Consider the following 21,116-nt stretch of genomic DNA (forward strand, 5'->3'; position numbering starts at 1 on the left):
TGAGCTTTTGCGGGATCAAAGGCCGAGCTGTTCAAGCGCGGTCTCGAGCGCGCCGGTATCGTCAAGCTCAAGCCGCACGGGCAAGGTCAGCACCTTTTGCCGAAATTCAGGCGGGAGGCGCACCGCGTCCTTTTCGGTCGTGACCAGTTGCGCGCCGAGAAGCGCCGCTTCGGCCTCAAGCCGGGTCATGAGCGCGGGTGTCAGGGGCTGATGATCGTCAAGCGGCTCGGTTCGGGCCAGCTCGGCACCTAGCGCGCGCAGGGTTGCAAAGAACTTCGCGGGATGCCCGATACCGGCAAAGGCGAGCGCGCGGGTGTCGTGCCAATCCATACCGGTCTTGAGCGGTGCAAGCTGTCCTGTAAGGTGCGGGACGGTGATTGCCTGACCCCAGTCGCGGGCAAACTGCGCCTGTGCCTTGGGCGCGCCGATGGACAACAGAAGATCGGCCCGTCGCATGCCGACGGCAACAGGTTCGCGAAGTGGCCCGGCGGGAAGGCACCGCCCGTTGCCGAACCCGGTCGCGGCATCGACCACGATAATGGATAGACCCTTGGCCAGATCGGGGTTTTGAAAGCCGTCATCCATCACGATGACCTGTGCGCCGGCCTCCTGCGCGGTGCGGGCACCGGCGGCGCGATCACGGGCCACCCATGTTGGCGCGAAGGCCGCCAAGAGAAGCGGTTCGTCCCCGACATCGGCTGCGCCGTGCATCTGCGGGTCCACCCGTGCCGGGCCGATCAGATGCCCACCATGGCCACGGCTGACAACATGGGCGGTGATGCCTCTGAGACCCAGCAGGGTGACCAAGGCGATGACCGTGGGTGTTTTGCCCGTGCCGCCCGCGTTGAGGTTGCCCACACAGATTACCGGGACCGCCGCGGAGAAGGCGGGCTCGCGTGCTACGCGGCGCGCTGTGGCATGGGCATAGAGCCGCCCCAATGGCGACAGCAGCCGCGCAAGGGGCGCGGGCCGTGCAGGCGGAGTGGACCAGAAGCGCGGTGCCCGCATCAGCGCTGCCCAAGCACGTCGAGCGTGTCCTGCACAAGGTCGAGAATCCTGTCCGTCACTTCGGCGCCGACCGTGGCCACATCCCAAGCTGCATGCGCCATGGCCGCCGACTGATCGGGTGCGATCAGATGTTCGAGAGCGGCCGAAAGCGTGTCGGCATCGCGGACTATCCGGGCGGCGCCGGCCCCTGCATAACGCTTGTAGGAGGCAAGATGGCGGCCAACATTAGGCCCATAGAGAATCGCCGACCCATGCGCGGCGGGTTCGTTTGGGTCGCGCCCTCCCTGACCGGGGACGAGCGAACTGCACATGAGCGAGATCGTCGCTAGCCGGTACCAGAGCCCAAGATCGCCGCGGGTATCTGCCAAAAGAACCTGCGTGGCGTCTTCGGGGCGGGCACCTTCGGACCACCTTGCCGTTACGTACCCGTCGCGCGCTAGCCATGACGCGAAAACATCGCCGTCATCGGGATCGTCTGGCACGAGAATCAGAAGCAAGCGGTGAAAGACACGGCTTGCCTTGCGGTGTGCGGCGAGGATGATCTCGAACTCTTCGGGCTGCGCCATGGCGGCAAGCCAGACCGGACGAGAGCCAAGCTCCTGTCCAAGGTCCTGCCGTTCATCGTCGTTACAGCCGAGCGGGTGCGCCCCTTCCTGAAAGCCGCCGGTAACGGCCACTTCTGTGTCGCGGACGCCCAGCCGGTGCAACGCGTGTTCGGTCGCGTCATTCCGTGCGAGAATGACCGAAAAACGCCGCAGAACCGAGCGCGACATATCGGGCCACCATTTCCGGCTGAGGCGCGAGAGATCTTCTTCTGTTGCGTCAACGAGAAACAGGGGCACGTCCTGACGGTCTGCGCAGGTCAGGAGCGCGGGCCGAAGGCTACCGCCCGTCCACAGACATAGATCAGGGTGCCAATGTGCGAGAAAAGCTTCGACGGCGGCTATCGATTCTTCGGGTAGCGTGTCGCGGATCATCCCGTCCGCAGTCAGCATCGTTTCTTCGAGCGCCGAGGGCGTGGTGAGCAAAAGTGTCAGGTCGGGCCTGAGCTGAACCAGCCGTTTGAAAAGTTGAATGAGCGCGTGGGCGTGTTCGACCGTGCTGGCATGGCCCCAGATGCATTCGCCATCGGGGCGCGGGGGGCGCTGCGTGTCCGGTCCGGCCCCGCCGCGCCTCCGTGCCGTGGCCAGATAAGCCGCAAGACTGATCGAACGGACCATCCGCGCGGCGTTAGCCGAGTTCTTCGGTCGGAGACGCCTCAACGTCCTCGTCCCGCAGGCGGTGAAGATGAGCTATGAAATAGCGCATGTGAGCATTGTCCACCGTGCGCTGTGCTTCGGACTTCCATGCATCATAGGCAGATTCGTAGTCTGGAAAGATGCCAACGATATGGAGGTCGTCCACATTCTTGAACACGTTCTTCGTGGGGTCGGTCAGTTCGCCCCCGAAAACAAGGTGCAGGCGTTGAGTCATGTCGATGATCCCCCAATCCGGTAAGCTGCGCGCAACCTATTCTTTTGACCAAGCGCGTCAAGGTGCAGGAGGGGGCCTGACGCCGGCCCCTTGCACAAGATCGTGTTCTGCGTAGATAACGGGATCGAAAATGTCTTTATCGGCCCCAACGCAGGGCCAAGCTTTAAGGGGCCCATGGCAAAACCGTTTCTGATCCTGCAATTGCGCCCCGAGACCCCGGCATCGGACAGTGAATTCGCGGCCTTTCTTGAGAAGGGGCGGCTTGCCCCACAGGACGTGCGCCGTGTGCGGCTGGATCAGGAGCCGTTGCCATGCGACCTTGACCTCGATGACCTGAGCGGTGTGATCGTCGGGGGAGGGCCCGGCTGTGTCAGCGACCCGCCCGAGGCAAAAAGCGATGTCGAGGCGCGCATCGAAGCTGCGGTTCTGTCGCTGATGCCCGAGATAACGTGCCGGGATTTTCCGTTCCTGGGGTGTTGTTACGGTATCGGTATTCTGGGGGCGCATTTGGACGGAGACGTGAGCAAGGACCGCTTTGGTGAACCTGTGGGCACCTCATCCTGCCGCGTGACCGAGGCAGGGCGGCAGGATGCGCTGTTGCGGGACGTGAGTGATACGTTTGACGCGTTCGTGGGTCACAAGGAGGCCATGCAAAGCCTGCCCGATGCGTGTGTGCATCTGGTCGCCTCGGATGCGTGCCCCTTTCAGATGGTCCGCCATGGCCGCAACGTCTATGCAACACAGTTTCATCCCGAGGCGGATGCGGATGGGTTCGAGACGCGTATTCATATCTACAAGGACCGTGGTTATTTCGCGCCCGAACAGGCCAATGACCTGATCGCCATGTGTCGTGCTGCGGATGTTCATGCCCCCGAAACGATCCTGCGCAATTTCGTCGCGCGGTATCGGAGCGATGCGTGATGCGCTCTTCGGGAGGCCGGTATAATGCGAAAAAGGCGCACTATTCGGCAAATATATTTCGTTTTCATGATGCCATCAGAATTGTCATGATGGCCGGGTCGGTGCCGCTCGGTCTTTGGGCCTGCACCATCCGAGGCTGGACATGGAGTATGGATTGGCACATGGAGATGCGGCGTCCGACACGCAAACCACTGGCAGGAGCGATGATCGCCCAATGAGTACCCACAGGCAGAATTTCATCGACGCGATGCGTCAGGTCGCCTCGACGGTGACGGTGGTGACGACGGACGGTCCGGCAGGCCAAGCAGGTGCCACTGTGAGCGCGTTCAGTTCACTTTCGGCTGACCCGCCTTCGGTTCTGGTATGCCTCAAGGCCGATTCCCGCATCGCGGAGGCGGTCGCGGCCAATGGCACATTCTGTGTGAACATCCTGTCGGAGGACGGTGTCGAACTTGCGCAGCGATTCGCGGGGGCCTTCGATCAGATGACACCCGACCGGTTCGAGGGACTGGACGTGAACAACACCGAGTTCGGTCCGACACTGCCGCGTGCCACCTCGTTCACCTGCACGATGCGGCATAGGCATGTTCACGGCAGTCATGCGATCTGTATCGGGGATGTCACCGGCATCTCGAACGCGGGGGAAAAACCGCTCACTTACATGAGCGGGACATTCCATATCGTGCGGCCCCAAGCGGACGACTGACCGCTGGCATCTCTTACGCGTTGAAAACGCAGTCACCTTCCGAGATATACGCAGCGCCCAGAATACCTGTCATATAGGCACCGGTATCCAGCGAAATACGTCCGTCGCCGATTGTGGGTTCGGCCATGACGGTATGGCCATGCACGACCGTTTGGCCATCGGTGCGCGGCTCTCTGAGGAAATCCTCATGTCCCCAAAGAAGCGTGCGCTGACTCTGTGACTCGGTCGATTTGTTGGGGTTCATCGCGGCGTGAACGCAATGCATGTTCCCGTTGGACCATTTGAGCGGCAGGTTGCGCAACCACCCCTGAAGCCCTTCGGGCAACGCCGCCTCAAGCGCATCGGCCGTCTCGACAGCATTTTCAGAATCCATCTTGGCGGCCTTGGCGGAAATACCGTAATTCCCGAGCGTTTCATCCCCGCCATTCACGAGCCATCGCGCGCCCTTGCCGATCGGGTCGTCGATAAACTCCAGCATCATCTTCTCATGGTTGCCCATGAGACAGATCACCGTCTCGGGAGAGTCGGTTTGCCATTTGAACAGCGTGTTGAGCGTCTCGGCCGAGTTTACCCCACGGTCGATATAATCGCCAAGGAACACGACAGGCGTCTCGGAGCCAAGATCCTTGCGGATATTCTCGAACATCGGGATCATCAGGTCGCAGCGCCCGTGTACGTCACCGATGGCGACGAAGGGCCGCTCGGGGGCGAGCACGGTTTCCACGGTGGGACGAGGCGCGACATGGCCCCTTGCCGGCTCCTGCCGGTCCGAGCCGAACATCGATTTGAGACGTCTCACAACCACGCGTCACCTCCGATCGCGCGAGTGCATTCTCCGGGAACTTTGGTGGTGCATACCCGGTCGCAATTGAAAGATCGCATGGGAAGAACAGCCCTTACATAACATGTGTTCACAGACACTTCCTGTTACGCGGCTTGGGCGGTCAAGTCCAGCTATGCGCACCTGTGGGGTATCGTCTCAGGCCAGAAGATCAAAGACGCCCGCGCCGATCCGAAGGTTGATTTCGTTCTGATCCTCGCCATCCACAAGGGCCCAGATGATCTGGGCCGTTGGCCGATAGATGATGAACGCCTCTGCAACGCCGTCCTGTCCGGCGTTGGCGGTGTCGGCCCAGTTGATCTGAAAATTCGAAGGTGCGGTCGCGCCTCCGCCCCAGAACAGGACATCGCCTTCAGCCGCGTTATAATCCTGAACCCAGTCGGAGCCGTGATCCGCGATCCCGAGGTGATAGAACCTGTCCGCGCCGGCACCGCCGTTGAGCCTGTCAAACCCGAAGCCCCCGTTGAGGAAATCATTCCCGTCCCCGCCAAAGATAAGATCGGACCATGCCGACCCCGTGATGACATCGTCGCCCCCCTGTCCGATCAGTTCATCGACACCGAAACCACCTTCGATACTGTCGTCACCGGCACCGCCATAGACAAGATCGTTCCCGTAGCCGGCTTCGACCCGATCATTCCCGCCGCCGGCAAAGACAACATCGCGCAGGTCAGCCTCTGTCGTGCCGCCACGAATGACGTCATCGCCTTCACCGCCGTTGAGTGTATCGGCACCATCGCCGCCGAACAGCCAATCTGCCCCGTCATGCCCGCGCAGCACATCGTTGCTGTCGCCGCCGCGCAGAATGTCGTCTGCGGCCCCCCCTTCAAGGACATTCGCACCCGAATCGCCGATTACGGTCTGTCCATTCACGGGGGTCGCAGCGGGCAGGGCCCCATCGCGCATTTCAAATGTCCATAGCCCGGGTTCTCCGGTGTTCCCGACTGTCAGGTGAAGCTGATCCGCCGCGCCGCCGGGCAGAACCGGATTTGGCAGGCGGTGCCCAGCAAGGATCACATCGGCGCCTGCGTCACCCTCGGCGGTGCCGCGGGTCCATTCGATCCTCTCGTAGCGGAAGCTAAGGTCGAAATCGCCGTTGCCCTGATCCGCGATCTGAACCTGAAAGAGGTTCGTATCCTCGGCCTGCCGGCGAAAGGATCCAACGCCGTCCCATGTGATCGTCAAGGTATTGGTCGCGGTGTCCTGATCTATCCAGATCTGGCCGCTTTCGGCCCCTTCCCCGTCGATGCGCGTGTCCACGTCGGCCCAGAACGGGGCAAGCACATCCTGCGCCAACGGACCGGACCCGAGTGTGGGATATCCCGCAAGCGCGCTGCCAAAGCTGATGGCGCCGTTGGTGTTAAGCCAAATATCATTGCCCGCATGATGGCTGCCGAAGACCGAAAGCCCCTCTTGAAAGAGGGCGCGCGCGTCGATTCTCAGCGCGCCGTCATCCGAGCGCGGCATCGCTGTTTCACCGAACCCGCGCGGACCACCCAGACCGCGCATGACCTGTCCTGTCGGCATGACCTGACCCCCGTATTTGTTCTGTCGCGGAACAGTCTAGGGCCAAAAGATTTCGACCGGCTGAAGATAGCTGAAGGGATTTGATGTGCTTTTTACTGGCAGAATGCTTCAGGCCAGAAGAATGATGACCACACCCAGAATCATCAGGGCACCAAGTATGCTCACGCTCCACCGGTTGCGTATAGGCGTATCGGAATAACAGCGACTACATTTCGTCTGCCCAAAACGCAGACGATGATTGCAGTTTGAGCAAGGAAAGAGGCGAAGAGCCATCACGATTGTCCGATCATTATAGCTATGGCCAAACACGGCCAAACCAATGTGCTGAGCTAAAAAATTATGTGAAATCCTGTAAATTATCTTCAAAAATTATAGCGTAGCGCGCTTGCGGTATCAATTGTGTATTTGCCTAATGTGCGAAGGCTTGGTGCGAGCTGAGCCCTTAAAAAATGAAGTCGCTGGCGGTGAAATCATCGGCTGAGAGCATGGACCCGTCATCGGTGTAAAGCCTGACGTGAAATTCGCCATGGCGAATCTCGGCACCACCCGGGCGCCCGATGATCGTCAGGGATTGCGGGTCGTGAATCCGGCCCCACCTAGTTGGATCAAAAAGATCCTCGCCATGAGAAAAGTCGGTGATGACGTCGCCTTGTATGTCCGGGCTGAGAAGGAAGGTATCGCGCCCGGCCCCGCCCGTCATACGGTCCGCGCCCGCCCCGCCCATCAGGATATCATCGCCCGCCCCGCCCGACAGCGTATCGTTTCCGGCGTCACCCCAGAGAAGATCATTGCCAGACCCCCCGCTCAGGTTGTCGGTCCCTTGGGTGCCAATCAACGGGTCGCTGATCGCGCGTGTATCGAGCGACGCCAGCGTGACGCCCGGTTGCCCGGCGGCGGCGATCTGAATTTCGTTCGGAAATGTCGCCGTGGCCAGCCCGGAAATGTTCTCAAGCGCGCCGCCGTTCATGTTGACCAACGGCTCATATGCGATGAGGCTGTAATCGGGTAGGATTTCAAGAAGGCTGATCCCGTCATCCGCGCCCCCGGCAAACAGGAAACCGCGCGCGCCGACCGAGGCGCCTGCCACTGCGTCAACATTCTGAAACCGGGATGTGAGGCTGTCGTTCTCATGGTCTTCGACAAAGAAGACACCCATCGGATTCACACGGATCAGCGTGAGCGAGGACGAATTCGTCGCCGCGACGGCGACGAAACTGTCACCATGGGCCTCGACCGTGCTCAGGCTGTCGAGGCCCGAGACCCAGAGACCATCCTTGGCGCCGAGTGTGTCAACGAGAGCCATCTCGCCATTGGCGGCCAGCGCAAAAGAGCTTATCGCACCATCCGCCGGCGAGCCGGTGATCACATAGGGCGTGCCCTCCACTGTGACGGTCTCCAGATCGCTGGTGTTCGCGACTGCCACCTTGGCGTGATCGGTCACCGTGTCGCGCAGGATCGGTGTGCCCGGTGCGGACCATTCAAAGACATTGAGCCCCGGTGCGTCGCGGGTGCCGGTGATCAGAAAATCCGTGCCCTCTACGGTGACACTGGTAATTTTCGTCACCGGGCCGGCAAGCGGGGAAATGATCAGGGTCTGATTGACGAGGCCCCCGCCCGAGGTGACGTCAAAGGTGTTGACCTGTTGGGTGTGGACGCGGCTGACCAGAAGTTGCTGATCCGGGCCGGCGCCGATCATGGCAAGGTCCGCCGCGCGAAAGTCCGAACCGTTGCCGGAAATCGAAATGGTCACCGGGGCGCGCAGGCCCGCCCCTTCGTCAAGGCCGAAGGTCGAGAGCGTTCCGGTGGCCGAGGACGCGGCATAAAGCCAAGCCTGACCGCTGTTGGCATCTTGCCATGTCAGAAAGGAATCGATCCCGCTCAGGGTGAAAGGGTCTTCGCTCAGCAAGGTGGAGCGCAACGCAAGCGATAGCATGGGGCCTCCGGCACGGGTGGAACATGCCGGGATGGTGCGCGTGCGTCATGGATCTGTCGCGGCCCGATTGTGGCGAGGCCGTGACCCTGCGTTCGGATTTTTGGAAAAGTTTCCGGGGTTCGCGCCCGGGATCAAAGACACCCCAAGCGCGCGGCGATCCGCAGAAGCGTATTTTGCCCCATGCCGTGCCGCGCGGCCGCGAGGCGGGCAGGCCCTCCGGCGTCAAGTGTGGCGCGAAACGCATCAAGCTGTGCGCGGGCGCGCGGCGTCAGGGCGGCGCGCGCGTCGTCAAGCGCGGCAAGATGCGCGCGCAGCCAGCCGCCATAGCGCCCGTTGAAAAGGCAGCGCGCGCGGTGGAGGGCGGCGCGCGGTCCCAGAGCGGCCCCGAGCACGTTCGCACCGTGCTGACGATAGAGAAGCCCCGCACGCGGATCAGTGCGCACATGACCCCCGGCACCGGTGACAAGCGCATAGATGAACCAGTCGGGAAAATACGGCATGTGGCCCGCTTTTGGAGCCATCCGCCGCAGCAGTTCGCCGGCGGCGGCATTGAGAACGGTCGCGTTGGCCGGCGCCGCGTTCTGAACCAGCGCGTTGGCGAAACCGGTGGTGCGAGGCGGCGGCAGGTACCCGCGATGGTCAAGTGCCGCATTGGTGACGATCCGCGCCGAGACATGCAGGGCGGGACGCGCCGCGCTGGCAAGAGCCACCTGCGCCTGCGCCAGCCGATCGGGCAGCCATACGTCGTCCTGATCACAAAAGGCGAGCATCCCGGATGGTGCAGCGCGGATCAGAGCGCAGACGTTGTGGGCAAGTCCAAGTCGCGGCCCCTGCATGAGCGTGACCGCGAAAGGCGCGGTGCGGGCGAAGTCGGAAACGATGTCGGGGCTGCCATCGCTTGATCCGTCATCCGACACGATCAGATGGTGTGGCGGCAGGCTTTGACGTGCGAGGCTGTGAAGCTGCTCGGGCAGGAAGCGCGCGCCATTTCGCAACGGCAACAGCACCGTGAGGACGGGATTGTTCCGGGCCCGCGCTCGCACAGGTTTAGCGCAGCCATGGGGGGAGCTGACCCCGCATGAGATATCCGTGATGTTCGATCGCGCGGGCCACACGCGCATAGAAGAAGAGCCGCCCGTTCTCGAGCACGGCACCTGAGGTGCAAAGCCGTTCGAGAAGCTCCATGGAGTGTGACACGACGACCGCGCTGGCATGTTCGAGGCGAGCATGCAGCAGCGCCTCGCTCTTTTGGCGGAAGGCACCGTCGCCAACCGATGTCACCTCGTCGATGAGGTAGGTGTCGAACGGGATCGCCATCGAAGTCGCGAAGGCCAGCCGGGCCCGCATTCCCGCCGAATAGCTTCGGACAGGAAGATGGAAATGCGCGCCCAGATTGGTGAACTCCGCGACAAAACGTGTGACCTCGTCCGTATCGGCACCATAGACGCGTGCCACGAAGCGCGTGTTTTCAAGACCGGTGAGATCAGGATGAAAGCTGCCTTGAAAGCCGACCGGCCACGAAACCTTACCGCGACGGCGGATGCGGCCGGCGTCGGGTTTCATTGTGCCCGCGATCATCTGAAGAAGGCTGGACTTGCCCGCACCGTTACGGCCCAAGAGCGCCATCGCCTGTCCCTTGGGAAACTCGAAACAAAGATCACGGGCCACGCATTTCCTGACGCCGCGGCTCACATGGCTTTTGCAGACATGGTTCAGTGAAATCATCCTGATCGCGTCCTGTCAGGTCCGGTCGCGCAGGCTATAGGCCACGAGCACGACCACCGACCACAAAAGCAGCAGCCCCGCCGCGATCGCCGCCAGAAGAACGATTCGGTCGGGATAGACAGAGCGTTCCGACAGGGTCGGATCGCTGTAGGTGGCCAGATACCGCACCTGTCGATCGGTTTCCGCGCGTGACGCCTCATATGCGGCGAGAGAGAGAACATACGCCTCCTGCGCCACCTCGACATCGACTTTGAGTCTTTCGAAGTCGCCCATGATACGGGCATAGTCACGCGCGCCGTCCGCGCCGCCAAACTTCTTGCGTTCTTCGACGATCCGGGCGCGCATGACCTCTATCTTGCGTTCGCTCTGTGTGATGCGGACATCCGTGATTTCGCCCTTGCGGGTGTTGGTTTTTCCCTGTCCGGTGGTCGCGCGCAGAATGTCGAGGGCGACCAGCTCTTCGGCGAGGCTATGTTGAAGCTGCTGGATCACTCCCATTTCCCCGGCAAGATCGGCCATGGGATCGACGATCTGATGGCGCACGCGAAACCCGGTCAGAGCCTGCCGCGCCTCACGCAGCCGGGTGACGGACCGGTCAAGTTCACGCTCTGCATGTGCCAGCCTGTCCTGCCGGGCGACGGCACTCAGACGGTTGATCAACTCGCTGCATGCGGCCTCGATGGATTCGGCGATGCGCTGTGCCCCATCGGGATCGAAGGCGCGTGCCTCGATGGTCATGATGCCCGCGCCCGAATCATACGAAACCTTGACCATGCGTTTCCAGTAGCCTGTGAGGTCTTCGATCGAGCCATCGGGATCGAACGCAAAGACCGGGTCGTTTTCGGGTGCAGACCACAGACCGCGCAGGTCCACCTTGTTGTCGATCCGGGCCACCAGCGCCTGAGAGTGGAGATATTCATAAAGAATATCGGTGTCCGAGGATTGCGCGCCCGAAAGCGCAGCCAAACCAGACATCTTTTGCAGGATGGAGCCCGAACTGTCCGACTCGCTATGCACGGCGAAGCCGAAGGTCGATCCATACTGATCCGCGGCCCGATCATAGAGATACCATCCGGCCAGAATCACCTGACCCAGAACAAGACCCACAAAGCTGAGGGCGAGCATGATATGGCGTTTGCGCGGACGCGCCGGAGAGGCGGGGGCGGGCTGTGCGCCGGATCTGGGTTGCGCGGGCACCAGTGCCGGAAACATGCGCGCCGCCGGCACCGTTTCGGTGCGGTGCTGAGGCAAGGTGTTGGTCGAACGTGACATGGCAGACCTTTGCAGGGTGAACGCTAAGAGGTTCTTCACCCCTATGGTCTAATGCTCAGGTCTCAAGATTTGCCTAATGCCGGAGCAGTCATGCCACCTTTCACCGCGACGCGCGCCACCTCGGCCCTTATCCTGCGCGAGATGGCGTCGACCTTCGGTCGCACGCCGGGCGGCTATGTCTGGGCCGTGCTTGAGCCGGTGGCGGCGGTCGGGCTTCTGGCCGGAATCTTTGCATTGGCGTTCGACAGGCCACCGCTCGGACGCGACTTTGCGCTATTCTATGCGAGCGGATACCTGCCCTTCGTATTCTATAGTGATCTGGCCCAGAAGATCGGTGTCGCGTTGCGCTTTTCCCGTCCGCTCATGACCTATCCCGCGATCAGTTGGTGGGATGCTCTGGCGGCGCGGTTCATCCTGAATACGCTCACCCATCTGGTGGTTGTCGCACTTGTACTTGCGGCGCTTTTCGCGTGGTCCGGCATCCCGGTTTCCCTGAACCTGCCCGCACTCGGCGGGGCTTTGGGCCTTGCGGCGGCACTGGGTGCTGGGCTTGGTGTGCTCAATGCCTACCTGTTCGAGGCTTGGCCGATCTGGGAGCGGGCCTGGGCCATTCTCAACCGGCCGCTCTTTATCCTGTCTGGTGTCCTGTTTCTTCCCGATGCGGTGCCGCGCCCCTATGATGCCTGGCTTTGGCTCAATCCGCTTGTTCACGTGATTTCCCAGATGCGGGCGGGCCTTTATGTGGGCTATCGCCCCGAAGAGCTGTCACCGCTTTACGTGCTTGTCGTGGCCGGGATCGCGATGGCGTTCGGCCTGTTGCTGCTGCGCCGGGCGGCGAGCGAAATCATGGCCCGGACCTGAAGAAAATCAGGCGAGACTTCAGGGGGGATTAACGGCTTTGTCCTAGTCTGGCGCAGACCGATCACAGGAGGATGCCGATGAGTCGCTTGCGCTTGACCCTGGGACGTGCCGCCAAGGCGGCGGCCCTGTTGTTTCCGCCGTTTCGCACGCTGCGATATGTGCGTGACATGCGGCGTAGCGGGCTGTTCGATGCAGCATTTTACCGGGGCGCGCATCCGGGTCTGAACCGGCTGTGCCGCGCATTGCCCATGCGCCACTATGCCTTGTGGGGCGAAGCCATGGGTCTTCAGCCCAACCCCGATTTCTCGCCCGAGGCTTATCTGCGGCTCAACCCCGATGTGGCGACTTCAGGCATGTCCGCGTTTCAGCATTTCCTCGCTTCGGGGCGGCGCGAAGGCCGGCTTGGCAAGCTGGCCGCGCCGGAAAAGGCCCTGCCGACCTACCGCATGTCGCCGCTGCGCTTCGATCCGGACCGGGCCAAGGCGCGGTTCGCGGTGCATCTTCATATATACTATCCCGAGCTTTGGTCCGAATTCGCCCGGCGCTTTGCGGCACTTGACCTTGCGTTTGATCTATACGTCACGATCACGTGGCGCGGAGACGAGACGCTTTGGCTCGCCGATGAGATCAGAGAGGCCTTTCCCCAGGCGTTCGTGACGCCGGTGCCCAACTGTGGCCGCGACATCCTGCCGTTTGTCCGTCTGGTGAACGCGGGCGCCTTCGACGGCTATGAGGCGGTATGCAAGGTGCATACCAAGAAATCACCGCACCGGCCCGATGGCGATGCGTGGCGCCGCCGTCTTGTGGATGGAATCCTTCCCGAGGATGGGCTTGGGCCACTGCTCGATAGGTTCGGAACGGATACCGATGCTGCCTTCTGGGTGGCCGACGGACAGAAATACCGCGCGGCGGATTGGTGGGGGTCCAACCGTGACAAGACCGCCGCACTTCTGCGCCGGGTGGAGCTGGACGACATGACCGATACGCTCGATTTTCCGGCGGGGTCGATGTATTGGCTCAAACCGCTGATGATCGGCATGATCCGGGCCCTTCGCCTTGGCGAGGAGATGTTCGAGCCGGAACAGGGACAGGTCGACGGCACGCTGGCTCATGCGTTCGAGCGCGGTATCGGTGGCCTTGCCGCCGCCGCAGGCCAGAAGATTGTCCAGACCACGGAAATGCAGAGGCGCACGCCCCGGGAGGCAGGCCGAGCACCGCGCTATGTCTCGGCGTTTTACCTGCCGCAGTTCCACCCCATCCCCGAGAACGATGCCTGGTGGGGCAAAGGCTTTACCGAGTGGCGGGGCGTCGTTGATGCCGTCTCGGCCTTTCCCGGCCACGTTCAGCCGGTGCGGCCCGCCGATCTTGGTTTCTACGATTTGCGGGCGACCGAGGTCATGGGCGCGCAGGCGGAGATGGCACGCGGCGCGGGGGTAGATGCTTTTTGTGTCTATCATTACTGGTTCGGTGGCCGCCGTGTGCTCGAGGCACCTCTTGATAACCTGTTGACCCGGCCCGAGGTCGCATTTCCCTTTTACCTATGCTGGGCCAACGAAAGCTGGCGGCGCAACTGGGACGGGCTCTCGGGTGAAATACTTCTGGATCAGGCCTATGCGCCGGGGTTCGAAGAGGCGCTGGTGGGCTCCACGCTGCCCTATATGCGCGACCCAAGATATCAGCGCCCCGACGGTCGCAGGCCGCGTTTCGTGATCTACCGGCCCGAAGACATGCCGGCCCCGGAACAGAACATCGCCCGGATGCGCAAGGCGTGGATCGAGGCCGGTATCGGTCCGGTCGAACTCGGTGCCGTCTGCTTCCATGTCGGTGGCGATGCGCCCGTCGACCCGGCGCTCTTCGATTTCTGGGTGGAAATGCCGCCCCATGGTCTCGTCAAAGGTGAGGATTTCGTCTTTGGCGGTGCCTTGGGCAACCGGCTCGGGGCGGCGGGGCCGGGTGCGGGCTTCGGGGGGCTGATCTATGATTATCGGGCGGTGGCAAGACGGAGCCTCTCGCCTAGATATCGCGCCTCGCTGCCGGCGAACACGATCACGGGCGTCATGCCAAGCTAGGATAACACGGCGCGGCGCGGCCCTCGGGCCCATATCGCACGCGGCGCCAATCCGGCCACCTTCCACAAGTGGATGCGCGGTTTACAGGAAGGATCGCTTTGCGGTTCCTATCGCGGTGAGCTTTTCGTCAATGCCTGGAACGAATGGGCCGAGAAGGCGATGCTTGAGCCATCGGATGTGTTCGGCCACCTTTATCTTGACGTGCTTGCGGAGTGCACAGGCGCGCGGCGTGCGCCCCTGCACCACCGTCATACCGCCCATGGCTAGGCTCGTTCTTCACATCGGGACGCACAAGACCGGCACGACCACCGTGCAGGATATCCTGCACGCGAACCGGGCGCTCTTGGCGGAACATGCGGTGATCTATCCTGACTGCGCACCGCACACCGGCCATCACGGGTTCCTGACCGATTGGATTGCGCTACCCGCGGCCTATGTCCGCGATGGGGGTGGTCGAAGGGGCCTTGCTCGGCTTGCCGATATCTGGCGCGGCACGGAGGCGACGCTGCTGCTTTCGAGCGAGGAATTCTCGCGCGCGGGCGGCGTAGGGGGGCGTGTCGATTTCGAGGAGTTGCGCCGTATCTTCGAAGGGTACGATACGCTCGTCCTGTGTGTCTTGCGCGAACAATGGCAATTCCTGCAATCCGTCTATGTCGAGGTCGCGCGCAGCCGCGTGCCGCCACGGCCCCCGAACCTCATCACCGGGGCATTGGCCACCGGGCTGGTGGATGGGCTTTTTTGCGACTATGGGCGGCTTCATGGGAAACTGCGACACCATTTCGCTGCCGACGAGATGCGCTTTTTCGATTATGCCGTGGCGCGATCATCCCCCGGCGGTGTTGTCGGAACCCTGTTGCGCCACGTTGCACCTGCGCTGACGGTGGATCGGCTGCTACCGGTCAATTGCGGCATGTCCAACGTCTCTCCAAGGGCGCTGTCGCTTTGGGCGGCGCTGGCCGTGGCGGGAAACAAGCTTCCTGATACAGAGCTGCGCGACGCGGCGAGCACCGCCTTCGATCTGGAATATCCCGGTGGGGTCGCTTCGTGCCTTTTCACCCGCGAGGAGCTGCGCGAGATGGCCGGGCATTTCACCGCGACCAACGCGGCCCTGTGTGAGGCTGTATCGCGTGTGCAGTCCGGCTTCGCGCTTTCGCGCAACAGCGTTGCCGCTGATGCCATTTGCCGCGAAGACATATCCTCGGCCTACTTCCTGCGGCTTGCCCGGCGGCTCTGGATGGCGCAGCGCGAAACGGGTGAGAGCCTCATGCGCCACGCCGACGGCTAAAGCGTTTCGCAAAATCTGTGAGCCGGGCTTTCGCGGAACGCTTTAGGGCCGCGATCTTGGTGATCCCTCTGGCAAACCGGACCGCCAGATGCAGAAGCTCAGAGCATGTGCCCGGACTTCTCGGCCTTGGTGCGCAGATAGGCCCGGTTGTGAACATTCTCGCCCAGTTGCAGGGGCACCCTTTCGGCAACCGCGATGCCCGTCTGCTCCATCATCGCGATCTTGCCGGGGTTGTTCGTCATGAGCCGCACCGAGGAGAACCCCATTTGCCGAAGAATGGTCGAGCCGATCCTGAAATCGCGCTCGTCATCCTCAAAGCCGAGCCGGTGATTGGCCTCGACCGTGTCGAACCCCTGATCCTGAAGGGCATAGGCGCGCATCTTGTTGGCAAGCCCGATCCCGCGCCCTTCCTGATTGAGATAGAGCAGCACTCCCGCCCCTTCGCGGCCCATCTGTGCGAGAGCCCCGCGAAGCTGTGGCCCGCAATCGCATTTGAGAGACCCCAAGAGATCGCCGGTGAAGCAGGCCGAATGCAACCGCGACAAAACGGGTGCGTCGCGGTCGGGGCGCCCGATTTCCACCGCATAGTGTTCCTCGCTGCCGTCCTCGGGGCGAAAGACATGCAAGCGCCCGGCCTCGGACACGGTCAGCGGCAGGCGCGCATTGATCACCTCGCCCAGCGCCACTTCGAAACCGAGATGCCCCTCGGCGGCGTCCACGTCGAACTCGGTCAGCACATTGTCCGAGTTGAGCCGCACGAGATCGGCACCGTCGAGAACCAGCGCCGCCGGCAGAAGCCGTGCCGACTTGACCAGTCGGATCGCCATCCGGTGCAGCGCGCCCGAGCCGCCGCGCGCAGATTGAAACGGCCCTTTCATCGGCGTCGCGAGATCGTCGGCGGGATCTGCCACCGCCCTGATCCAAGCCAGATCGGCGTCGGCCGGGACGAGAATGCGGGCCATGTCACCGTCGTAGGCCCGTGCCTTGAGCGTTTCCGCGCGTCGGGCCGTGATCGCCACGGTCAGCTCTCCGTGTTCGGCGCGCAATGTGGACAGGCGCGCCGCGCTGGCGGTCTCGGCGGCCAGCACGATGGCGGTCTCTTCGCCCGAGCGCATCGCAATGGGCACGCCCATGCGCAGGTCGGCCCGCGCCCGGGCCAGTATCTCGGACATGTCTGGGTGCAGGGTCATCGGTGATTCCTGATCAATGCGCCACGAGGTCTACGGCATTCGTTCGCATAATGAAACAAAACGCCCCATTGCAACACTTGGGCGTGATCGGGGGACTGAAAGGGTTGCCCGGGCCCGCATGATCGCCAACAGTGATGGGCAATCCGCATCAGGACGGAACACCGCAAAGAGCAAGGGAACGCCATGGGACAGCTCAAGAAAATTCTTCTTGTCGATGATGACGAGGATCTGCGCGAGGCGCTGAGCGAACAACTGGTCATGACCGAGGATTTCGACGTCTTCGAGGCGGGCAATGGCAGCGAAGGCATGACACGGATCAAGGACACGATATTTGATCTCATCATCCTTGATGTGGGCCTGCCTGATACCGACGGGCGCGAGCTTTGCCGCGTGATGCGAAAGCAGGGGGTCAAAAGCCCGATCCTGATGCTGACAGGGCATGACGGCGATGCCGATACGATTCTAGGGCTGGACGCGGGAGCGAACGATTACGTCACCAAGCCCTTCAAGTTTCCCGTCTTGCTTGCCCGTATCAGGGCGCAGCTTCGCCAGCATGAACAGTCCGAGGACGCGGTGTTTCAGCTTGGGCCCTATACCTTCAAGCCGGCGATGAAGATGCTGGTGGACGAAGAAGACCGCAAGGTCAGGTTGACCGAGAAGGAAACCAACATCCTGAAATATCTTTACCGGTCACCGGACGGCGTGGTTGCGCGCGATGTTCTGCTGCACGAGGTCTGGGGATACAATGCGGGGGTCACGACCCACACGCTTGAAACCCATATCTATCGGCTCCGCCAGAAGATCGAGCCAGACCCCTCGAACGCGAGGCTTCTTGTGACGGAATCCGGGGGCTATCGGCTTTTGGGCTAGGGTGGACGGTTATTCACGCCGCCCGAGTGTGGCCTGAAGGTTCCCGTCCATGACGATTCTCTCCTCGCCGTCGATAATCTGACCGTCCGCCCCGCCTGGCACCATAGCGGCGACCAAACTTGCAGCGACGATCAGGTCTTCTCCGACAATATCCAACGCCTCGATATCGAACGAGACATTTGTGCCTTCCCCCTCCAGACGGCGTCGGCGTTTGGTTTGTGATAGGCCACAGAGACGTCCGACGCCTCAAGACGCGTTGGGCCACCCTCTGCACTGAACTCCACCACCAGAGCCCCGGAAAGGCTATCGGCGCCGGCGCCGGGCGTGCCAACAATCCTGACGTCATAGCCGGCGTCTGTCGCGGTCCAGCCGCTCGATATGTCTGTCCTGTCGGCTGAGGTGATGACCCAAGTGGCCTCCTCAAGCGCGAGTGTGCCAGAGATCGTGCCATTGGCGGATTGTGCGCCTGCCGACGTTGCGATGGTCGCAACCGCGAGCATGGCGCTGAAGGGGAGTTGGGACAAGGTGCGCATCGGCGACATAGATTTCATCCTTCTGTCATTTTCGACGTGTCATGACCGAGATGTCAAAGTTGAAACGCGGGGCCCAAGTCGATGGTTCCACCCTTCGTTGCCTCTTCGGTAAGGTCTTTAGAGTGCGCGCGAGGCCGCTGGACCTTCGGGCGTGACGCGCATAGGGTCCGGCCAAAATTGCCGGAGGCCCGAATGACCCTTACTCTCGCCACCTGGAACATCAACTCGGTCCGCCTGCGCGAGCCTATCGTGTGCAAGCTTTTGCAAGAAGAGGGGCCGGACATCCTGTGCCTTCAGGAATGCAAGAGCCCGGTCGAGAAAATCCCGACCGATGGCTTCACCGAACTTGGGTATCCTTACATGGTTGCCCGGGGCCAGAAGGGCTATAACGGGGTTGCGATCCTGTCGAGATTTCCGATCGAGGATGTGGGCGACAAGGATTTCGCGCGCCTTGGGCACGCGCGTCACGTTGCCGGACGGCTTGAGAACGGGGTTACCATTCACAATTTCTATGTGCCCGCCGGGGGCGATGTCCCGGACCGTGAGGTGAATGCGAAATTCGGTCAGAAGCTCGACTATCTGACCGAGATGCGCGACTGGATGCGCGGCGACAAGCCGCAAAAGTCCATTCTTGTGGGCGACCTCAACATAGCGCCGCGTGAGGATGACGTCTGGAGCCACAAGCAGCTTCTCAAGGTGGTGAGCCACACACCTGTCGAGGTGGAGCATCTTGGACAGGTGATGGAGGCAGGTGACTGGTCCGATGTGACCCGTGCGGACATTCCGGATGGCCAACTCTATAGCTGGTGGAGCTACCGCGCCCGCGACTGGGACGCCGCCGACAAGGGCCGAAGGCTCGATCACATATGGGCCTCGTCAGATATCCGCAACGCCGCCCATTCAAGCCGCATCCTGCGCAGTGCCCGTGGATGGGAAAAGCCGTCGGATCACGCGCCGGTCTTTGCCAGCTTCGACCTTTGACCGCCTGTCGGGCCTGACCCCTTGCAACCGAAAGGGTGCTGCGCCATGTAGGCGGCATAAATGCGGTCCGAACACGAGAGGCGAGAGATGATCGAACTTGGCGCAAACCAACCAGCCGCGGACGACCTGATTAAGGACGTGTCCGAGGCCGACTTTATGGCCGAGGTGGTCGAAGCCTCGCAAACCGTTCCCGTCATCGTGGATTTTTGGGCACCTTGGTGCGGTCCTTGCAAGACGCTTGGTCCGGCGCTTGAGGCGGCGGTGACCAAGGCCAACGGCGCGGTGCGCATGGCCAAGGTCAACGTGGATGAAAACCAGATGATCGCCAGTCAGCTTCGGGTGCAGTCAATCCCCACAGTCTATGCTTTTTGGCAGGGTCAGCCCGTAGACGGGTTTCAGGGGGCCGTTGCGCAATCCGAGCTTGAGGCATTTGTCGAACGCGTGGTTCAGGCCGCCGGCGGCGATGAGGGAAACGGGCTGGATGATGCGATCGCTGCCGCCGAAGACATGCTGGATGCCGGTGCCGCCACCGATGCCGCCCAGACTTTCGCCGCCATCCTTGAAGAGGACCCGCAGAACGCCCGTGCCTTTGCAGGCATGGCGCGCGCCCACATCACGATGGGCGATACCGATCAGGCCGAGGCGATTCTGAACGGTGCGCCAGCCGAAATTGCCAAAACGCCCGAGATCGAAGCCGCCCACGCCCAGCTTGCGCTGGCGCGGCAGGCGGCAGATGCCGGCCCGGTGGGCGAATTGCGCGCCGCGGTCGAAGCCGATCCAGACGATCATCAGGCGCGCTTCGATCTTGCGCAGGCACTGCACGCCAATGGTGAGGCCGAAGAAGCCGTCGATCAGCTTCTTGAGCTTTTCCGCCGGGATCGGGAATGGAACGACGGCGCCGCGAAACAGCAGCTTTTCACTATTTTCGAGGCGCTAAAACCGAACGATCCGATCGTCCTTAACGGGCGGCGCAGACTCAGTTCAATGATATTTGCCTGAGCCGGGTTTTGGACTAGGTCCACGATCATGATTCAGCAACCTGACCTTCCCGAGGTGATCCCGGTCTTTCCATTGCCCGGAGCCCTTCTTCTGCCGCGCGCGCGGCTTCCGCTGCACCTGTTTGAGCCGCGCTATCTTCAGATGCTTGAAGATTGCCTGAAAACGCCGGGCCGCCTGATCGGGATGGTTCAGCCGATGACGGTTCCGGGCCGTGAGGAAAAGGGCCTGCACCGGATTGGATGTGTGGGGCGGGTCACGCAATTCTCGGAAACCGAGGATGGCAGATACATGATCACGCTGACCGGGCTGTCACGGTTTCGCGTGCTCGAAGAAGTCGACGGCTTCACGCCATATCGCCGCTGCAAAGTAAGCTGGGAAGGGTTCGGTCGTGATCTTGGTCCTGCTGAACTTGATCCCGAATTCGACAGGGCCGCGTTCCTTGGACTGCTCGCCCAGTTTCTGACCGCCGAGGAATTGCAGACCGACTGGGAATCTCTGAAAGAGGCCGATGACGAGTTGCTGATCAACTCCTTGTCGATGTTGCTTGGCTTTGATTACGAGGACAAGCAGGCCCTGCTTGAGGCCCCTTCGCTTTCGACACGGCGCGAAACTCTTGTGACCCTGATGGAGTTCGCGCTGCGTGGCGGAGCAAATGACGAGGTGATGCAATGACCGATTCAGCCCAACCCGATCATTTTGACAGGCGCATGCTCGAGGTGCTGATTTGCCCCAAAACGCATGCCGGCCTTGAATATGACGCGGATGCACAGGAATTGATCAGCCGCAATGCCGGGCTGGCCTATCCTATTCGCGACGGCATTCCCGTTCTTTTGATCGATGAGGCACGGGTGCTGCCGGATTAAAGCGTTTCGAGCAAAACCCGAGACACAGATTTCCGCGCAACCGTTCGGAAGATTGACCT

21 protein-coding genes and 1 pseudogene are annotated in these 21,116 nt (G+C 61.9%); 11 read left to right on the forward strand and 11 right to left on the reverse strand.

The genetic code is table 11. The features are described from left to right. Positions 1 to 15: 15 nt before the first annotated feature. Genes lpxK through V8359_RS08425 form a run of 3 tightly spaced genes read right to left on the reverse strand, consistent with a single transcriptional unit; the run spans position 16 to position 2,481 of the window. Entirely contained in the window at positions 16 to 1,008 is a 993-nt protein-coding gene (gene lpxK / locus V8359_RS08415; RefSeq protein ID WP_336428317.1) for a tetraacyldisaccharide 4'-kinase, read from the reverse strand. Continuing rightward, complete coding sequence (locus tag V8359_RS08420) at positions 1,008 to 2,228, reverse strand: 3-deoxy-D-manno-octulosonic acid transferase (RefSeq protein WP_336428318.1); 1,221 nt, start codon at positions 2,226 to 2,228, stop codon at positions 1,008 to 1,010. The genes lpxK and V8359_RS08420 overlap by 1 nt, the downstream gene beginning before the upstream one ends. A 10-nt stretch (positions 2,229 to 2,238) precedes the next feature. Then, entirely contained in the window at positions 2,239 to 2,481 is a 243-nt protein-coding gene (locus V8359_RS08425; RefSeq protein ID WP_336428319.1) for a DUF4170 domain-containing protein, read from the reverse strand. 174 nt (positions 2,482 to 2,655) lie between these two features. Between V8359_RS08425 and V8359_RS08430 the strand changes: the two genes are divergently transcribed. Then, on the forward strand, positions 2,656 to 3,402 hold the full coding sequence (locus V8359_RS08430; RefSeq protein ID WP_336428320.1) for a glutamine amidotransferase: 747 nt from the start codon (positions 2,656 to 2,658) through the stop codon (positions 3,400 to 3,402). Positions 3,403 to 3,616: 214 nt separating this feature from the next. Further along, positions 3,617 to 4,108, forward strand: coding sequence for a flavin reductase family protein (locus V8359_RS08435; RefSeq protein WP_336428321.1), 492 nt, complete (start codon positions 3,617 to 3,619; stop codon positions 4,106 to 4,108). A gap of 13 nt (positions 4,109 to 4,121) precedes the next feature. On the opposite strand, the gene V8359_RS08440 is transcribed toward V8359_RS08435, so the two are convergent. From V8359_RS08440 to V8359_RS08465, 6 genes are all read right to left on the reverse strand, one after another. Further along, on the reverse strand, positions 4,122 to 4,907 hold the full coding sequence (locus V8359_RS08440) for a metallophosphoesterase family protein (protein WP_336428322.1): 786 nt from the start codon (positions 4,905 to 4,907) through the stop codon (positions 4,122 to 4,124). Between the two features lie 180 nt (positions 4,908 to 5,087). Further along, entirely contained in the window at positions 5,088 to 6,476 is a 1,389-nt protein-coding gene (locus tag V8359_RS08445) for a calcium-binding protein (RefSeq protein WP_336428323.1), read from the reverse strand. 442 nt (positions 6,477 to 6,918) lie between these two features. Then, positions 6,919 to 8,409 (reverse strand): calcium-binding protein, encoded by a 1,491-nt coding sequence (locus V8359_RS08450; RefSeq protein WP_336428324.1) that lies wholly within the window; start codon positions 8,407 to 8,409, stop codon positions 6,919 to 6,921. 131 nt (positions 8,410 to 8,540) lie between these two features. Continuing rightward, positions 8,541 to 9,452: a glycosyltransferase gene (locus V8359_RS08455; protein ID WP_336428325.1), complete on the reverse strand. Its 912-nt coding sequence runs from the start codon at positions 9,450 to 9,452 to the stop codon at positions 8,541 to 8,543. 4 nt (positions 9,453 to 9,456) lie between these two features. After that, a complete protein-coding gene (locus V8359_RS08460) occupies positions 9,457 to 10,134 on the reverse strand; it encodes an ABC transporter ATP-binding protein (protein WP_336428326.1) in 678 nt (225 codons plus the stop codon). A gap of 15 nt (positions 10,135 to 10,149) precedes the next feature. After that, entirely contained in the window at positions 10,150 to 11,406 is a 1,257-nt protein-coding gene (locus tag V8359_RS08465; RefSeq protein WP_336428327.1) for a sugar transporter, read from the reverse strand. Between the two features lie 90 nt (positions 11,407 to 11,496). Between V8359_RS08465 and V8359_RS08470 the strand changes: the two genes are divergently transcribed. The 4 genes and pseudogenes from V8359_RS08470 to V8359_RS08485 all read left to right on the forward strand — a co-directional run bounded on the left by V8359_RS08470 (position 11,497) and on the right by V8359_RS08485 (position 15,621). Further along, positions 11,497 to 12,267, forward strand: a complete 771-nt coding sequence (locus tag V8359_RS08470; protein ID WP_336428328.1) for an ABC transporter permease — start codon at positions 11,497 to 11,499, stop codon at positions 12,265 to 12,267. A 77-nt stretch (positions 12,268 to 12,344) separates the two neighbouring features. Further along, a complete protein-coding gene (locus tag V8359_RS08475) occupies positions 12,345 to 14,336 on the forward strand; it encodes a glycoside hydrolase family 99-like domain-containing protein (RefSeq protein ID WP_336428329.1) in 1,992 nt (663 codons plus the stop codon). Between the two features lie 12 nt (positions 14,337 to 14,348). Beyond that, positions 14,349 to 14,603: pseudogene (locus V8359_RS08480) on the forward strand (glycoside hydrolase family 99-like domain-containing protein); the annotation flags it as partial. Beyond that, complete coding sequence (locus V8359_RS08485; RefSeq protein ID WP_336428330.1) at positions 14,596 to 15,621, forward strand: hypothetical protein; 1,026 nt, start codon at positions 14,596 to 14,598, stop codon at positions 15,619 to 15,621. The pseudogene V8359_RS08480 and the gene V8359_RS08485, both read left to right, overlap by 8 nt. Before the next feature lie 98 nt (positions 15,622 to 15,719). On the opposite strand, the gene ribA is transcribed toward V8359_RS08485, so the two are convergent. Then, on the reverse strand, positions 15,720 to 16,811 hold the full coding sequence (gene ribA, locus V8359_RS08490; RefSeq protein WP_336428331.1) for a GTP cyclohydrolase II: 1,092 nt from the start codon (positions 16,809 to 16,811) through the stop codon (positions 15,720 to 15,722). A 183-nt stretch (positions 16,812 to 16,994) separates the two neighbouring features. Between ribA and V8359_RS08495 the strand changes: the two genes are divergently transcribed. Continuing rightward, on the forward strand, positions 16,995 to 17,681 hold the full coding sequence (locus V8359_RS08495; protein ID WP_336428332.1) for a response regulator transcription factor: 687 nt from the start codon (positions 16,995 to 16,997) through the stop codon (positions 17,679 to 17,681). Between the two features lie 131 nt (positions 17,682 to 17,812). On the opposite strand, the gene V8359_RS08500 is transcribed toward V8359_RS08495, so the two are convergent. Continuing rightward, entirely contained in the window at positions 17,813 to 18,223 is a 411-nt protein-coding gene (locus tag V8359_RS08500) for a hypothetical protein (protein WP_336428333.1), read from the reverse strand. 183 nt (positions 18,224 to 18,406) lie between these two features. Between V8359_RS08500 and V8359_RS08505 the strand changes: the two genes are divergently transcribed. The 4 genes from V8359_RS08505 (at position 18,407) to V8359_RS08520 (ending at position 21,057) form a co-directional block, all read left to right on the forward strand. Continuing rightward, positions 18,407 to 19,195 (forward strand): exodeoxyribonuclease III, encoded by a 789-nt coding sequence (locus V8359_RS08505; protein ID WP_336428334.1) that lies wholly within the window; start codon positions 18,407 to 18,409, stop codon positions 19,193 to 19,195. Positions 19,196 to 19,282: 87 nt separating this feature from the next. Beyond that, the gene (trxA, locus tag V8359_RS08510; RefSeq protein ID WP_336428618.1) at positions 19,283 to 20,194 is read left to right on the forward strand and encodes a thioredoxin; all 912 of its coding nucleotides are present in this window, start codon (positions 19,283 to 19,285) and stop codon (positions 20,192 to 20,194) included. Between the two features lie 27 nt (positions 20,195 to 20,221). Further along, positions 20,222 to 20,866 carry an LON peptidase substrate-binding domain-containing protein gene (locus V8359_RS08515; protein WP_336428335.1) on the forward strand — a complete coding sequence of 215 codons (645 nt, stop codon included), beginning with the start codon at positions 20,222 to 20,224 and terminating at the stop codon, positions 20,864 to 20,866. After that, the gene (locus tag V8359_RS08520; RefSeq protein WP_336428336.1) at positions 20,863 to 21,057 is read left to right on the forward strand and encodes a Trm112 family protein; all 195 of its coding nucleotides are present in this window, start codon (positions 20,863 to 20,865) and stop codon (positions 21,055 to 21,057) included. The genes V8359_RS08515 and V8359_RS08520 overlap by 4 nt, the downstream gene beginning before the upstream one ends. Positions 21,058 to 21,116: the final 59 nt, after the last annotated feature.

Source organism: Roseovarius sp. E0-M6 (assembly GCF_037083845.1).
GTDB lineage: Bacteria > Pseudomonadota > Alphaproteobacteria > Rhodobacterales > Rhodobacteraceae > Roseovarius.